The 14,975-nt window shown below is 71.0% G+C and carries 16 protein-coding genes; 7 read left to right on the forward strand and 9 right to left on the reverse strand.

Annotation, left to right across the window (positions count from 1 at the left end; translation table 11 throughout):
• The first annotated feature begins 210 nt into the window (after window positions 1–210).
• The gene (cobF, locus tag ACZ48Z_RS11080; protein WP_468735523.1) at window positions 211–984 is read left to right on the forward strand and encodes a precorrin-6A synthase (deacetylating); all 774 of its coding nucleotides are present in this window, start codon (window positions 211–213) and stop codon (window positions 982–984) included.
• A 57-nt stretch (window positions 985–1,041) separates the two neighbouring features.
• Window positions 1,042–3,132, forward strand: a complete 2,091-nt coding sequence (locus tag ACZ48Z_RS11085; protein ID WP_468735524.1) for an MDR family MFS transporter — start codon at window positions 1,042–1,044, stop codon at window positions 3,130–3,132.
• A gap of 21 nt (window positions 3,133–3,153) precedes the next feature.
• On the opposite strand, the gene ACZ48Z_RS11090 is transcribed toward ACZ48Z_RS11085, so the two are convergent.
• Both ACZ48Z_RS11090 and ACZ48Z_RS11095 read right to left on the reverse strand, forming a co-directional pair.
• Window positions 3,154–3,900, reverse strand: coding sequence for a cobalt-precorrin-6A reductase (locus ACZ48Z_RS11090; protein WP_468735525.1), 747 nt, complete (start codon window positions 3,898–3,900; stop codon window positions 3,154–3,156).
• 118 nt (window positions 3,901–4,018) lie between these two features.
• On the reverse strand, window positions 4,019–4,792 hold the full coding sequence (locus ACZ48Z_RS11095; protein ID WP_468735526.1) for a sulfite exporter TauE/SafE family protein: 774 nt from the start codon (window positions 4,790–4,792) through the stop codon (window positions 4,019–4,021).
• A gap of 148 nt (window positions 4,793–4,940) precedes the next feature.
• Here ACZ48Z_RS11095 and ACZ48Z_RS11100 point away from each other — a divergent pair, with 148 nt between their 5' ends.
• From ACZ48Z_RS11100 to ACZ48Z_RS11120, 5 genes are all read left to right on the forward strand, one after another.
• Entirely contained in the window at window positions 4,941–5,750 is an 810-nt protein-coding gene (locus tag ACZ48Z_RS11100) for an alpha/beta hydrolase (protein ID WP_468735527.1), read from the forward strand.
• Between the two features lie 44 nt (window positions 5,751–5,794).
• Window positions 5,795–6,073, forward strand: coding sequence for a WhiB family transcriptional regulator (locus ACZ48Z_RS11105; protein ID WP_468735528.1), 279 nt, complete (start codon window positions 5,795–5,797; stop codon window positions 6,071–6,073).
• Window positions 6,070–6,549, forward strand: a complete 480-nt coding sequence (locus ACZ48Z_RS11110; protein WP_468735529.1) for a Dps family protein — start codon at window positions 6,070–6,072, stop codon at window positions 6,547–6,549. Before ACZ48Z_RS11105 ends, ACZ48Z_RS11110 begins: the two co-directional genes overlap by 4 nt.
• A 30-nt stretch (window positions 6,550–6,579) precedes the next feature.
• On the forward strand, window positions 6,580–6,912 hold the full coding sequence (locus ACZ48Z_RS11115; protein WP_468735530.1) for a DUF3140 domain-containing protein: 333 nt from the start codon (window positions 6,580–6,582) through the stop codon (window positions 6,910–6,912).
• A 180-nt stretch (window positions 6,913–7,092) separates the two neighbouring features.
• On the forward strand, window positions 7,093–7,887 hold the full coding sequence (locus tag ACZ48Z_RS11120; RefSeq protein ID WP_468735531.1) for an SAM-dependent methyltransferase: 795 nt from the start codon (window positions 7,093–7,095) through the stop codon (window positions 7,885–7,887).
• 16 nt (window positions 7,888–7,903) lie between these two features.
• On the opposite strand, the gene ACZ48Z_RS11125 is transcribed toward ACZ48Z_RS11120, so the two are convergent.
• Genes ACZ48Z_RS11125 through ACZ48Z_RS11155 form a run of 7 tightly spaced genes read right to left on the reverse strand, consistent with a single transcriptional unit; the run spans window position 7,904 to window position 14,783 of the window.
• Window positions 7,904–8,593 (reverse strand): SDR family NAD(P)-dependent oxidoreductase, encoded by a 690-nt coding sequence (locus tag ACZ48Z_RS11125; protein WP_468735532.1) that lies wholly within the window; start codon window positions 8,591–8,593, stop codon window positions 7,904–7,906.
• Window positions 8,590–9,462, reverse strand: a complete 873-nt coding sequence (locus tag ACZ48Z_RS11130) for a cupin domain-containing protein (RefSeq protein WP_468735533.1) — start codon at window positions 9,460–9,462, stop codon at window positions 8,590–8,592. The genes ACZ48Z_RS11125 and ACZ48Z_RS11130 overlap by 4 nt, the downstream gene beginning before the upstream one ends.
• Window positions 9,459–10,805, reverse strand: coding sequence for an amidohydrolase family protein (locus ACZ48Z_RS11135; protein ID WP_468735534.1), 1,347 nt, complete (start codon window positions 10,803–10,805; stop codon window positions 9,459–9,461). Before ACZ48Z_RS11135 ends, ACZ48Z_RS11130 begins: the two co-directional genes overlap by 4 nt.
• Window positions 10,806–10,827: 22 nt before the next feature.
• Window positions 10,828–11,808 (reverse strand): alpha-ketoacid dehydrogenase subunit beta, encoded by a 981-nt coding sequence (locus ACZ48Z_RS11140; protein WP_468735535.1) that lies wholly within the window; start codon window positions 11,806–11,808, stop codon window positions 10,828–10,830.
• Window positions 11,796–12,773 carry a thiamine pyrophosphate-dependent dehydrogenase E1 component subunit alpha gene (locus ACZ48Z_RS11145; RefSeq protein WP_468735536.1) on the reverse strand — a complete coding sequence of 326 codons (978 nt, stop codon included), beginning with the start codon at window positions 12,771–12,773 and terminating at the stop codon, window positions 11,796–11,798. Before ACZ48Z_RS11145 ends, ACZ48Z_RS11140 begins: the two co-directional genes overlap by 13 nt.
• The gene (locus ACZ48Z_RS11150; RefSeq protein WP_468735537.1) at window positions 12,773–14,098 is read right to left on the reverse strand and encodes a M24 family metallopeptidase; all 1,326 of its coding nucleotides are present in this window, start codon (window positions 14,096–14,098) and stop codon (window positions 12,773–12,775) included. Before ACZ48Z_RS11150 ends, ACZ48Z_RS11145 begins: the two co-directional genes overlap by 1 nt.
• A 52-nt stretch (window positions 14,099–14,150) precedes the next feature.
• The gene (locus tag ACZ48Z_RS11155; protein ID WP_468735538.1) at window positions 14,151–14,783 is read right to left on the reverse strand and encodes a helix-turn-helix domain-containing protein; all 633 of its coding nucleotides are present in this window, start codon (window positions 14,781–14,783) and stop codon (window positions 14,151–14,153) included.
• Window positions 14,784–14,975: the final 192 nt, after the last annotated feature.

Consider the following 14,975-nt stretch of genomic DNA (forward strand, 5'->3'; position numbering starts at 1 on the left):
CGGTGTGGAGGGTCATGTGGCGGAGCCACCTGGCCCTTCGCGCCGTGCGGCGAGGGGGCGTGCCGGGCGTCGCGACGCCGCGGAGATCCATCAGAAGGGCCCTAGTGCCGGTGGACACGGGCACGTCGGTGACGGGCGCGCCCCGGCCTCGCGAACGGCGCCGAAGGACGCGGTGCACGCGCTGTCAGTGGCGTGCGGCAGACTCGGGGTGTGCGAAAGATTCATGTCATCGGTATCGGCGCGGGAGACCCCGAGCAGCTGACCCTCCAGGCGGTCGGGGCGCTGCGGAGCACGGACGTGTTCTTCGTCCTGGACAAGGGCGAGGTGAAGAGCGACCTGACGCGGTTGCGCCGGGACATGCTGGACGCGCACCTGCCCGAGGGGTCGTACCGCGTGGTCGAGGCCCGGGATCCGGAGCGGGACCGCCGTGCGGACGGCACCGCTTACTCCCCTGCCGTCGGGGACTGGCGCAGCGCCCGCGCCGACATCTACGAGCGGCTGATCACGCAGGAGCTGGGCGAGGAGGAGAGCGGCGCGTTCCTGGTGTGGGGCGACCCGGCGCTGTACGACAGCACGCTGGGCGTTCTGGAGGAGATCCTGGAGCGGGGCTCGGTGTCCTTCGCGTACGACGTCGTGCCGGGCATCAGCAGTGTGTCGGCGCTCGTCGCCCGGCACCGCACCGGTCTGAACCGGGTCGCCCGGCCCGTCCAGATCACCACCGGCCGGCGTCTCGCCGAGGGCTTCCCGGAGGGGGTGGACGACGTGGTGGTGATGCTCGACGCCCACCAGGCCTTCCGGGCGTACGCCGACCAGGACATCGACATCTACTGGGGTGCCTACATAGGCACGCCGGACGAGATCCTCGCCTCCGGACCGATCGCCGAGGCCGCGCCCCGGATCGAGCGGCTGCGGGCCGAGGCCCGGGAGCGCAAGGGCTGGATCATGGACACGTATCTGCTGCGCCGGAACCCGCGGCGGGGGTAGCCACCCGGCCGGACCGTCCGGCATGCACGGATGGCCCAGCGGTGTGATCGTGCCCTTGTGACAGTCGCCGAGGAATCCGCGGACACCGCACCGCCCGCCGCCTCCCCGCCGCCCGTGCTGGATGCGCGGCGCCGCAACGTCGTCTTCGTGACGATCATGCTGGGGGTGCTGCTCGCCGCTCTCGACCAGACCATCGTGGGCACCGCGCTCCCGACGATCGTGTCGGATCTCGGCGGCGCCGAGCACATGTCGTGGGTCGTGACGTCGTACCTCCTCGCGGAGACCGTCTCGACCGTGCTGGTCGGCAAGTTCGGTGACCTGTTCGGCCGCAAGGTGGTCTTCCAGGTCTCGGCGATCGTGTTCATCACGGGTTCGTTCCTGTGCGGGCTCGCCTCCGACATGACGCTGCTGATCGTCTGGCGGGCGATGCAGGGCGTCGGTGCGGGCGGTCTGATGGTGACGGCGATGGCGCTGATCGCCGACGTCATCCCGCTGCGTGAGCGCGGCAAGTACCAGGGCGCCATCGGTGCCGTGTTCGGGGTGGCCACGGTGATCGGGCCGCTGCTGGGCGGGCTGTTCACCGACCATCTGACCTGGCGCTGGGCGTTCTACGTCAACGTCCCGATCGCGATCGTGGTGGTCTTCGCGGCCGCGCGCACCATCCCCGTGGTGAAGTCGGCCGTACGCCCCGTGATCGACTATCTGGGCATCGCGTTCGTCGCGGTGGGTGCCAGCGCCCTGATCCTGGCGACGAGTTGGGGCGGCAACGAGTACGCGTGGGGTTCGGGCGTCATCATCGGCCTGTTCATCGGCGGCACGGTCGCGCTGGGCTTGTTCTGCTGGGTGGAGACCCGGGCGGCCGAACCGATGCTGCCGATGCGGCTGTTCGCGAACCCGGTGTTCACGGTCTGCTCGATCCTCAGCTTCATCGTGGGCTTCGCGATGCTGGGCGCGATGACGTATCTGCCCACCTATCTGCAGTACGTCGACGGCGACTCGGCCACGATCTCCGGCGTGCGGACCCTGCCCATGGTGATCGGCCTGCTCATCGCGTCCGTCGTGAGCGGCAATGTGGTCAGCAAGACCGGGCACTACCGGCTCTTCCCGATCGCGGGCTCCCTGGTGATGGCGCTCGGGCTGTTCCTGATGTCCCTGATGGGGCCGTCCACCGGGACCTGGCTGGAGTCGCTGTACATGTTCGTGCTCGGCGCCGGCATCGGACTGTGCATGCAGGTCCTGACCATCGCCGTGCAGAACACCGTCGAGTACGCCGACCTCGGCACCGCCACTTCGGGCGTCACCTTCTTCCGGACGCTGGGCAGTTCCTTCGGCACCGCGGTCTTCGGCACGATCTACACCAACTCCCTGACCTCCCATCTCAAGGAGGGCATCGCCTCCGCGGTGCAAGCGGGCGACGGCCTGGACCCGGCCGCGGTCACCAGAGCGGCGACCAGCCCGGACGGGCTGCACGGTCTCCCGTCGGCCGTCGCCGCGCCGATCATCGACGCGTACGCCGACACGATCCAGACCGTCTTCCTGTGGACCGTGCCGGTCGCCGGCCTGGGTTTCGTCGTCGCTCTGTTCCTCAAGCAGGTCGAGTTGCGCGACAGCGCGCGGGCCGGTTCGACCGACCTGGGCGAGGGGTTCGCGTCACCGTCCGGCGCGGACTCGCAGCGGCTGCTGGAGACCGCCGTGGCGAAGATCATCGGCGGTACGGACCGGAGTACGGTGCGCCGGATCATGACGGACTCGGACACACGGCTCGATGTCGCCGGCGCCTGGGCCGTGATGCAGGTCGAGCTGCACACGCGGATGGTCGGCCATGCCGGCCTCGGCATGATCGCCGCGCGCCGCCATCTGCCTCCCGAGGTGCTGCTGCCGGTGTTCGACCGAATGGTCGAGGAGGGTTATCTGACCCGCGACGGCACCCTGTTCTCGCACACCGAGGGAGGCGCACGCGAGGCCCGGGTCATCGGTGAGGCGTGGGGCTCCTGGCTGGCGGAACGCGTTCAGCGGGACCTCGGCCGCCCGTCGGGCACGGACCTGCGGGCCGCGGTGGACACGATCGCGAAGCGGCTCCTGGTGGAGGACCTCAACAGCGGACTGCCGCAGCGGGCAAGGGAGTTGGCCGGCAGCACCACGTCGTGACGCCTCGTACGGCGGGCCGCGTCACGACGCGTTGTCGCCCAGCCACTGCACCACCGCCGCCACGTCGGGCACCGCGGTCACGCCGTCCGGGAGCGGCGGTCGGCGTACGACCACCACGGGCAGGGCCAGTTCACGGGCGGCCGTGAGCTTGGCGGACGTCGCCGCTCCCCCGCTGTCCTTGGTCACCAGGACGTCGATGCGGTGGTTCCGGAGGAGCGCCGACTCGTCGGCCGGCGTGAACGGGCCGCGGGCCAGGAGCACTTCGGTGTGCGGGGGCATCGGCGGCTCGGGCGGCTCCACCGACCGTACGAGGAAGTGCAGGCCGGTGTGGTGGGCGAAGGCGGCGAGCTCCATGCGGCCGGTGGTCAGGAACACCCGCCGGCCGAGGCCCGGCAGTGTCTGCGCGGCCTCGTCGAGGGAGCCGACCGGGTGCCAGCGGTCCTCCGGTCCTGGCCGCCAGCCCGGGCGGCGCAGCACCACCGAGGGCACGCCGGTCGCCTCGGCCGCGTCCGCCGCATGGGCGGTGATCGTGCGGGCGAACGGGTGCGTGGCGTCGACCAGGGCGTCGACGTGTTCGTGGCGCAGCCACTCGGCCAGTCCCTGAGTTCCGCCGAACCCGCCGATCCGTAGCTCCCCCGCGATGCCCCCCGGCCGGGTCACACGTCCCGCGAGGGAGGTGGTGACCCGTACTCCCGGGCGGGCCGTGAGCGCGGCGGCCAGTTCGCGGGCCTCGGTGGTGCCGCCGAGGATCAGGACGTGCGGGGACATGGCGGGTAGCGTACGAGGCCGGGAGCACGGGCGGCACGGTGGGTGGCCGGTCCGGCAGCGAGCGCCGACGGGTCCATGAGGACCCGCAGTGACCACCGCCGACGTCACCTGCGCGGTGTCAGCCGATCAGCAGCTGCACGCCGCCCACCACCGTCGCCGCGATCACCAGCTGCTCGAAGAGCCGTTGGTTGATCTTGTTCACCGCCCATTTGCCCAGGAACGCGCCCGGCACGACGAACGCCACGAGCGCGAGGTCGAGCAACAGCGAGTGGCCGTCGATCAGGCCGAGGCCGACGCTGAAGGGCACCTTGGAGACGTTGACGATGAGGAAGAAGAACGCCGAGGTGCCGAGGAAGCCGAGCTTGCGGAAGCCCGCCGACAGCAGGTACATCGACATCACCGGGCCGCCGGCGTTGGCGACCATCGTGGTGAACCCGCCGAGGACGCCGAAGGAACGGGCCTTGACGCGGCCGGTCCGGGTGGCGACCGAGTCGGGGTCCTCCTCCGCGTCGGCCGTGCGGCGGCGCCACACCGTGACTCCGGCCATCAGCAGCAGGATCGCGCCGATCGACGTCCGTACGATCCCGTCGTCCGCCCACTCCAGGAACAGCGTTCCGGCGACCACGCCGACGGCGACCGCGGGGAACAGTTTCCACAGCGTGGGCCAGTGGGCGTGCCGTCGGTAGGTGAGCACCGCGAGCACGTCCCCGGCGATCAGGATGGGCAGCAGCACGCCGGTGGAGGCACGGGCCGGCAGCACGGCGGCGAAGATCGCGAGGCTCACCGTGTTGGCCCCGCTCACGGCCGTCTTGGAGAAGCCGACGAGCACGGCCGCGGCGGCGAGCGCGGCGAACTGCCAGCCGGAGATGTGCCAGAGGGTCATGGTGTTCATGCGGAGACCGATGGTAGGTGCAGGCAGCGGGGTGGTGTAAGTGTCGTCTCGCCTTGTGGTCCTGTTGATCGGGCCGACGGTGGGAAGGACAGCCGGAGGGCTTCGACGAGCCTCGCCGATCTCGGACCACGACGCAGCCGGAGGACATATGACCTGCTCCCGGGAACACTCCCTCACGGGAACCCACGGCACCCTCGCCGTGCGCGAGTGGCCGCACGACCGGCCGCGGTACGTGGCCCTCGTGGTGCACGGTTACGGCGAGCACATCGGCCGGTACGGGGAACTCGCCGAGGTCCTCGTGGCGCACGGCGCGGCCGTCTTCGGGCCGGATCACACCGGCCACGGGAAATCGGCCGGCGAGCGGGTCCTGATCGAGGACTTCGAGGACGTGGTCGCCGATGTGCACACGGTGGCCGACCTGGTCGGGGGCGCCCACCCCGGCGTACCGCTCGTCATGATCGGGCACTCCATGGGCGGCCTGATCGCCGCCCGCTTCGCCCAGCGGTACGGCGCCGAGCTCGCCGCTCTCGTGCTGTCGGGGCCGGTGATCGGTGCCTGGGAGCTGCCGGGGGCGCTGCTCGCCCTGGACGAGATCCCCGCCACGCCCATCAGCCCGGCCTCGCTCTCCCGCGATCCGGAGGTGGGCGCGGCCTACGTGGCGGATCCCCTGGTCTGGCACGGGCCGATGAAGCGGCCGACCGTGGAGTCGTTCGCCCGCACCCTGAAGGCCGTGTCCCGGGGCGGTGACGTGGGCCCGCTTCCGCTTCTGTGGCTGCACGGCGACGACGACCGGCTCGTCCCGCTCGCCGGAAGCCGGGTCGGCGTCGAGGAGATCAGGGGCGAGCGGTTCACCGAGCGGATCTACGCCGGTGCCCGGCACGAGGTGTTCAACGAGACGAACAGGGCGGCCGTCTTCGCGGATGTGACGGACTTCATCGACGCTGTGCTCACACGCTGAGACGACGCCGTTTGCGGGGGTTCGCCCAGGGCACCCGCGCCTCCATGGAGTGGTTGCGTCGAGCTGCCTGCGTGGGAGAGGACCCCGAGCTGTTCTTTCCCGTGGGCACACAGGGACCGGCGCTGCGGGACGCGGCGGCCGCGAAACGCGTCTGCGCCCGCTGCCCGGTGTCGGTCCAGTGTCTGTCCTACGCCCTCAGCAGCCGACAGGCCGCAGGTGTGTGGGGCGGGACCTGCGAGGAGGAACGCGACGCACTGCTCCGGACGTCCAGGGACCGCACCCGGACGTCCACGGCCGACGCCGGAAGGAGAAGCACCGTATGACTGTCATGAAGAGCACCCTTCCCGACGACGCCCGTCAGGTCACCGGGGACGCGCTGCAGAGCACCCTGGTGGATCTCGTCGGGCTCTCCCTCATCGGGAAGCAGGCCCACTGGAACCTGGTGGGGCCGCGTTTCCGTTCCATCCATCTCCAGCTCGACGAGGTGGTCACGGCCGCCCGCGACTTCTCCGACACGGTCGCGGAGCGCGCCGCCGCGCTCGGCCTGCCGCCCGACGGCCGGCCGGAGACGATCGCGTCCGCCTTCACGCTGCCCAGCCCGAAGAACGGCTGGGTGCGGGACACCGACGTCGTCGAGGTCATGGTCGAGTGCCTGACGGCGGCCATCGTCCGACTGCGCGAGCGCATCGAGGCGACCGAGAAGGCCGACCCGGTCTCCCAGGACCTGCTGATCGGGATCACCGCGGAACTGGAGAAGCAGCGCTGGATGTTCGACGCGGAGAACTGGCCCAAGGACTGACGGCGGACGTACGGAAGGAAGGGATCCCCGATGACCGACGCCCTCGAACTCGACGCGCTGTGGGAGGACTTCCACCGTGCGGTGAACATGACCTCTCAGGAACTCGCCGCCTGGCTGCGGGTCGTCGACACCGACGAGTCCGCGGAGCCGCTGCCGGAACACGCGGGCGAGCCGACGGGACAGCATGTCCTGGCGATCCTCCAGAAGCGGCGGACGGACCTGACCGACGCCGACCTCGAGGTGATGTACGAGGTCGTGGACACCGTCACCGCGGAGGCCGACGTGGGACACGAACCCGAGGCCGAGGAGACCCGCCGCCGGCGCCGGTTGATGTCGCTCGGGCACGACCCGGCCAAGGCGTGAGGCGGTCGGGTCCGACCACCCGCGAAACAGCACCAGCAGCCCCTGTACCGGCTGCTGGTGCTGTCGTGTTTTCTGACGGGTGCGGCGAACGGCGGCGAGGTGGCCGAAGACGGCCTCCGTGCCGGGTGATCGTGGCACACTGCTCGCACACAGTGCCGATATCGAGCAGAGGAGCCGTGTGTGACCGGGACCGAGTCGGCCGGCCGGCGGATCGACACGAGCAGGCCGCATTCGGCACGGGTGTACGACTGGTTCCTCGGCGGCAAGGACAACTACCCCGTCGACGAGGAGCTCGGACGGCGGATCACGGCCCAGGGTGACGCTCCCCGGCAGGCGCGGGCCAACCGCCGGTTCATGGAGCGGGCCACGCGAGTCGTCGTACGGGAGGCGGGAATCCGCCAGTTCCTGGACATCGGCTCCGGCATCCCCACCGAGCCCAACCTCCACCAGATCGCCCAGTCCGCCGTACCGGACGCGCGGGTGGTGTACGTCGACAACGACCCGATCGTCCTCGCCCATGCGGCGGCCCTGCTGCACGGCACGCCGGAGGGGGCGACGCACTACCTGCAGGCCGACGCCCGTGAGCCGGAGCGGATCCTCCAGGGGGCCTCGGCCGTCATCGATTTCGAGCAGCCCGTCGCGCTGTCGCTGGTCGCGCTGCTGCACTTCGTCTCCGACGAGGACGGCGCCCAGGAGCTGGTGGACAAGCTGGTGGGCGCGCTCGCCCCGGGCAGCTGTCTGGTGCTGTCGGCGATGACGGCGGACTTCGATCCGGAGAGGGTGAAGGCGGGCATCGCGGCGTACACGGCGAGCGGGGTAACCCTCGTGGCCCGCTCGCACGACGAAGTGAGCCGCCTTTTCAAGGGACTTGAGGTGCTGGAGCCAGGGGTCGTGTCTCTGTCGCGGTGGCGCCCGGACGAACGCGAGGACGGCGAGCCGGTGTCGCTGTACGGGGCGGTCGGCATCAAGCGCTGAGCCCGCAGGCCTGCCCTCATCCCAGCAGCCATCCGCCGTCCACGCTCAACCCCACCGCGTTGACGGAGCCGTTGCGCAGCAGGAAGTCGACGGCGTCCACCACGTCGGCCACGGTCGCGAGCCGTCCCGTCGGTGTCCTGGCCCGCACTCCCGCCAGGACCTCCTCCGGTTTTGCCCGCCAGTAGGGGCTGTCCCCCACCACACCGGGATGGATCGCGTTGACCCGGACGGGAGCGAGTTCGACGGCGAGGGTGTGCGTCAGCCCGGTCACCCCGGCGTTCACGGTGGCCACGGTCGTCGCGCCGGGATAGGGGCGCTCCTTGGCCTGGCCGCCGAACAGCACGACGGCGCTCTCGTCGTGCAGCCGGGACCGCAGGGTGTGCACGACCTCGGTGTAGCCGACGAGTTTGAGCGTGACGAGGTGGACGGCCGCGTCGATGTCGTAGTCGCTCACCCGGTTCTCGTCGCGGGAGACGCCCGCGATCACGAGGTGGTCGACGTGTCCCACGTCGCTCAGCGCGTCGGCGATCCCCTTGGGCCGGGCGAGGTCGAGGGCGAGTCCCAGGGCGCCGATCTCCTTGGCCGCGGTGTCGGTACGGTGCGCATCGCGCCCGGTGATCACCACCTCGTCGCCCCGTGCCGCGCGCACCCGGGCGAACTCCCGCCCGATGCCGGAGGTCCCGCCGATCACCACGACGCTGCTCATCGGGACGCCTCCCTCAGGTAATCCCAGTCCCGGGTGAACCGGTACGAGTGCCGCACCGGCGGTTGCGGTGCCTGTGTCTCCAGCCAACGCAGCGGCCCGTCACCGGCGTTGGCGAAGCCGTGCACACAACCGGCGCCCGCCCAGGCGCAGTCGCCCGGACCGAGCCGGTACCGCGTGCCGTCGAAGACCGCGTCCACCTCGCCTTCGAGGAACAGATAGGTCTCCTCGAAGGGATGGTCGTGGGCGCCCGCGACGCCGTCGGGCTCGTACTGCACCATGAACATCGTCGAGGCCACCGCGCCCAGATCGCCGTCGACCATCATCTTCACGGTGATCCCGCTGTAGACGAGCAGCGCGGTCCGCATGCTGGCCGACACCGCCAGCAGGTCCTGGGACTGCTTGCCGGGATCCATCTGGGCGGGTTCGAAATGGCCGAAGGACCGGGTGCGCGGGTCGCGGACGTCGATGCGCACGGGCTCACGCAGGGGCCAGGAGGGCACCGTCTGGGTGTCGTACCCGTACCTGGCCCTCGGTACGGGCGCCAGCATGTCCGCCCAGCGGGCGACACCGTCCCCGGCGCCCCGCCAGGCGTGCGGGACGCCGGTCGGCAGGAGCCCGTAGTCGCCCTCCTCCAGCAGATACGACCCCTCGGGCCCATCGAGGATCACGGTCCCGTCGAGGACGTGGAAGCTCTCCTCGTACGAGTGCACATGAGCCGCGACCACGCCGTCGGGGCGCAGCTCGCACACCCCGAAACCGGTGTGCGAGCTGCCGTCGCCCTCGCCGACCAACTCCCGTCGCCGGTAGCCGTGTTCGTCGTACGCCGGCTCCGGGGTGTCGTCGGCACGGCGCACCAGGTGCCGGGTCACGCCCGGGCCTCCTTGGCGGCCAGCAGCCGGTCGCGGGACTCCTCGACGAGCCGCAGGGCGCGCGCCGCGTCGGCAGTGAGCCTGCCGTCGCGCTTGCGGACGATCCCGTCGACGATGACGGTCTCCACGTTGGAGACGTCGGCGCTCAGTGCCACCGCTGCGGCGGCGTCGTGAACAGGGGCCACGTTCAGGGCGGTCGCGTCGATGGCGACGATGTCGGCGCGCTTGCCCGGGGTGAGCGAGCCGGTGCGGTCCTCCAGGCCGGCCACGTGGGCGCCGTTGCGGGTGGCGATCTCCAGCATCTGACGTGCCGTCAACATCGTTTCGGGGACCGGGGTGTCGGCCTGCCAGCTGGCCGCGTTGACGCGGGCACGCTCGGCGCCGAAGGCCGCGCGGATCTGGGTGAACATGTCGCCGGGCACGGTGGTCACGACGTCGATGCTGAGCGACGGCCGCAGACCGTGCTCGATCGCCTTCATCACCGGCGGCCAGCCGTGCCCCATCTGCGTTTCGACCTGCGGCGCGATGGAGACCGTACCGCCGCTGTCGGCGACCAGCCGCCACTCCTCCTCGCTGAGGTGGCAGCAGTGGATGTAGGTGGTGTCGGGGCCCAGGAGGCCGAGGTCGTGGAGTTGCTTGACCATGCCGAAGCGGCCGGCAAGCCGTCCCATGGCCACGTGCACGGTGATCGGGATGCCGAGCTCGCGGGCCAGGGCCCATTCGGAGGTGACGACGTCGTTGACGCAGAACCCGGGCCCGCGGGTGGCCAGGGCCAGGGTGAGCAGGCCGTCGTCGGAGGCGAAGTGCTCGGTGCGGATGCGGCGTACGTCGTCGCCCGGAATCGCGATCTTGCTCTCGAACCAGTAGTCGGCGAGTGAGGTGTTGGCGCTGCCGTACGCGTACTGGGCGCGGATGCCGCTCTCCGTGAGGGCCCGGATCGCCGCGTCCGGGTGCTCGGGCGTGTTGTTGATGTGGGACCAGTCGACGAGCGTGGTGATGCCGGCGTTGAGGCATTCCAGGGCGCCCGCGAGGTTGGCGGCGTACACGTCCTCGGGTGTGTAGAGGGGTGCGAAGGTGTCGAGGATGTCGACGAAGTAGTCGTCGAGGGTGGCGTCGGGCGCCACATTGCGGATCGAGGCCTCCCAGGTGTGGCGGTGGGTGTCGACGAAGCCGGGGATGACGATCCGGCCGGTCATGTCGAGGACTTCGGCGTCCGCGCTGATCTCGCGGTCCACCGCCGTGATTCTGCCGTCCTCGATGAGGACGTCCCCCCTCGGCAGGTCCCCGACGACGGGGTCCATCGAGAGCACGTGTCCGGCACGAAGGAGTGTCCGACGGGTCATCGCGCTTCCTCCTCAGGGGTGTTCAGTACGCGGCCAGGCTCCTGACGGCCGCCACGACCTTGTCGACGGTGGGAATGACCTGTTCCTCCAGCGCGTCGGCGAAGGGCAGCGGCACGCACTCCCCCGCCACCCGCCGCACCGGCGCGTCCAGCAGCCCGAACCCCTCGTCGGCGACGACGGAGACGACGGTGGCGCCCCAGCCGCCCTGGTACGGGTTCTCCTCGACGACGACCAGCCGGGACGTCCGGCCGAGCGAGGCGAGGACGGTGGCCATGTCGAGGGGGACGAGTGAGCGCAGGTCGACGACCTCGACGTCGATGCCGTCCGCGGCGAGGAGTGCGGCCGCCTTCAGCGCGACCGGCACCATCGACGCGAGCGCCACCAGCGTCACGTCGGCGCCCTCACGCACGACGGCCGCCCTGCCCAACTCGACGACGTGGTCGCGCGGTGCGGGTGGGCCCTTGGTGGCGAACAGTCCCTTGTGCTCGAAGAAGACGACCGGGTCGTCGCTGCGGATCGCCGCCGCCATCATCCCAACCACGTCGGCCGGCGTGGAAGGCGCCGCGATCTTCAGCCCTGGGACGGTCAGCGCCCAGTTCTCGGTCGCCTGGGAGTGCTGGGCGCCGAAACCGAGCCCACCGCCGTTGGCGGTGCGAACGACGAGGGGCACGGTGACCTGACCACCCGTCATGTAGCGCACCTTGGGTATCTCGTTGGCGAGGTAGTCCCAGCAACAGGCCAGGAAGTCGGAGAACATGATCTCCGCGACGGGCCGCATCCCGGTCATGGCGGCGCCCATCGCCGCACCCACGATGGCCTGTTCGGAGATCGGCGTGTCCCACACCCGCTCGGGTCCGAACTCCTTGAACAGCCCGGCGGTCGTCTTGAACACCCCGCCGGCCTCGCCGATGTCCTCCCCCAGGCACACCACGGCCGGGTCCCGGCGCATCTCCCGCGCGATGCCCTCGACGACCGCCTCGCGATACGTGATCACGTCCGCCATGCGGCACCTCCGTCGGCCCATACGTCGGTGAACGCCTCGCGCGGATCGGGTGGCGGCGCGCTCTTCGCCGCCTCGACGGCCTGCTGTACGGCCTCACGGGCGCGCTCGTCGGCCGCGGTGACCGTCTCCTCGGGCACCCCGGCCTCGGTCAGCCGGCCCCGCGCGATGTCCAACGGGTCGTGCCTGAGCCAGCGTTCGACCTCCTCGGCCGGGCGGTAGGTCGCCGGATCGGTCCGGCTGTGCCCGAAGTGGCGGTAGGTCACGGCCTCCAGCACGGCGGGCCCGTCTCCGGCCCGGGCCCGCCGCGCCAGCTGTGCCACCACCTCCCGTACGGCGACGACGTCGTTGCCGTCGACGACCTCGCCGGGGATGCCGTACGCGGGCGCCCGGTCGGCGGCGGGCCGGGGCACCGCGGTCACGTCGGCGATCGGCGTGTACTCCATGTACAGGTTGTTCTCGCACACGAACAGCACGGGCAGCTTCCATACGGCGGCCAGGTTGAGCGCCTCGTGGAAGGCGCCGATGTTGGTGGCGCCGTCACCGAAGAAGGCGACCGCGAGCTGTCCGGTGCCGCGCAGCCGGGCGGACCAGGCGGCGCCGACCGCCATCGGGAGGTGGGCGCCGACGATGGCGTAGGAGCCGAGCATGTTCGCGTCGGCCTTGGTGAGGTGCATGGAGCCGCCCTTGGCCTTGCACAACCCCGTTGCCCTGCTCATGAGTTCGGCGAGACATTCCTCCGGGGTGGCGCCCCGGGCAAGCGCGTGGTGGTGGCCGCGGTAGGTGGCGAAGACGTAGTCGTCGTCGCGCAGGGCGGCGCTCGCGCCGACGGCGATCGCCTCGTGGCCGGCGGCGAGGTGGGTGGTGCCCTTGACCAGGCCCTGGAGGAAGAGGTCGTGGGCGGCCTTCTCCGTACGGCGGATGAGGGCCATCTGCTCGTACAGGGTGAGGAGTTCGGCCGGCTCCATCAGTGCTTCCCGTTGTTGAGATGCGACTGCGACTCACGGCGGGTGTTCAGCTCGCCGCCCACCGTCCAGTACTTGCGGCCCGCCACCAGCAGTTCCTCGGCGGGGAACTTGGTGATGACCTCGCAGCCGTCGGCGGTGACGACCAGTTCCTCCTCGATCCGGGCGGCGGACCAGCCGTCCGATGCGGGCCAGTAGGTCTCCAGGGCGAACACCATGCCCGCTTCGAGGACTTCGGGGTGGTCGAGGGAGACCAGACGGCTGAAGATGGGCTTCTCCCAGATCGACAGGCCCACCCCGTGGCCGTACTGGAGGGCGAAGGCGGCCGTCTCGTCGGCGAAGCCGAACTCCTCGGCGCGCGGCCACACCCGGACGATGTCGGCGGTGGTGGCGCCCGGCCGGACCAGGGAGATCGCCTCGTCCATGTACTCCCGGCAGCGCACGTAGGCGTCGCGCTGGGCGCGGGAGGCACTGCCGACGGCGAAGGTGCGGTAGTAGCAGGTGCGGTAGCCGAGGTGGCTGTGCAGGATGTCGAAGAAGGCGGGGTCGCCGGGGCGGATCAGGCGGTCGCTGTAGACGTGCGGATGGGGTGAACAGCGTTCCCCGGAGATGGCGTTGACGCCCTCGACGTACTCGCTGCCGAGGTCGTAGAGGACCTTGCTGACGAGTCCGACGCACTCGTTCTCGCGGACGCCGGGACGCAGGTAGCCGTAGAGCTCCTCGTAGGCCGCGTCGACCATCGCGCAGGCCTGGGCGAGCAGCGAGATCTCGTCGCCGGTCTTGATGCGGCGGGCCTCCAGGAAGACCTGCTGGCCGTCGACGACGTCGATGCCCTCGGCGCGCAGGGCGGCCAGGACGGGCATCTCGGCGACGTCGACGCCGAGCGGTTCACCGGCGAGGCCGTGGGCGCGCAGCTCGGTGGCGATCTTCGCGGCGACGTCCTCGGCGATCCCGGCGTCCGGGTGGAAGGCGCCGCGCAGGGTGGAGATGCCGGCGCGGGCTCCGGTGGGCGGGCCGTCCTTGCCGTCGCCGTGGTCGAGCCAGGGGTTGTACAGCTGGTGGTGGCGGGCGGCGGAGCCGAAGTCCCACACGACCGGTTCGCCGCCGCGGACCAGCAGGGCGAAGCGGATCAGCTTGTCCATCGCCCAGGTACCGATGTGCGTGGCGGTCATGTAGCGGATGTTGGCGAAGTCGAAGCTGAGCACGGCACCCAGCTCGGAACGGTTCAGCGTGTCGTGCAGCCGGGCCAGGCGCTGTCGGCGCAGCCGGTCCAGGTCGACGCGCTCTTCCCAGTCGACGGCATTGGGGCCGTAAGTGCGGATCGCCATCGCGACCACCCCCACCATCGAGTCAACGACCGTCCGCGGGGAGTGTCAAGTGTCACTGAACACTTTGGCCTGTCACGAACCAGACGCCCACGGCCGGTTCGTCGCCGTCGTTGCGGTAGCGGTGGGGGGTGGTGGACTCGAAGCAGACGGCGTCCCCGGGGTGCAGGACCTGCTCGTCGAAACCGAGGGTGAGGACGAGTTCGCCCGAGGTCAGACAGCCGTACTCCGTGCCGCCGTGCCGCATCAGGCCCCCCGAGCCGGAGGAGGAGCCGCCGGGCCGATAGGTGACGAGCAGGAAGTCGACGTCCGTGCCGGGCACGTGCCCGAGCCGCTCCCACACGACTCCGGAATCCAGTTCCAGCACCTCCCGCTCACCGGGGGTGACCAGGGGGCCGATCCGTCGGCCGGGGTCGGCGGCGAAGGCCGCCAGGGCGTGCACGACCGGTGCCGAACTCGCCGTCGCGGCGGCCTCCCGGACCTCGAAGAGGCTTTCGACGGATATGCCGAGAGCCGTGGTGATGGCGTACAGCGTGCTCACCGACGGCTGGCTCTTCCCGGTCTCGATCTGGGAGACCAGGCTCGCGGAGACGCCGACCTCACGGGCCATGGCGCGCAGACCCAGGCCGCGCTCCAGACGCGCCTGCCGGATGCGTGCGCCGACGGACGGCACGGGGGCAGGGGACACGGGCGGGCTCCTCTCTTGTTCAGCCCCATTGAACATCCCGGCACCCCACCGGGAACAGAGCGCCCGCCCCACGCGGGACGGACGGCGCCCCGACTCGGGGGGACCGCTCGCGTCACCCGGGGCAGCTGGCTCACCCCACTCGGGACCGCCCGCGTCACCCGGGAAGACGGCTCGCCCCACTCGGGGCACGAC

The sequence above is a fragment of the Streptomyces sp. NPDC031225 genome (genome assembly GCF_055570355.1).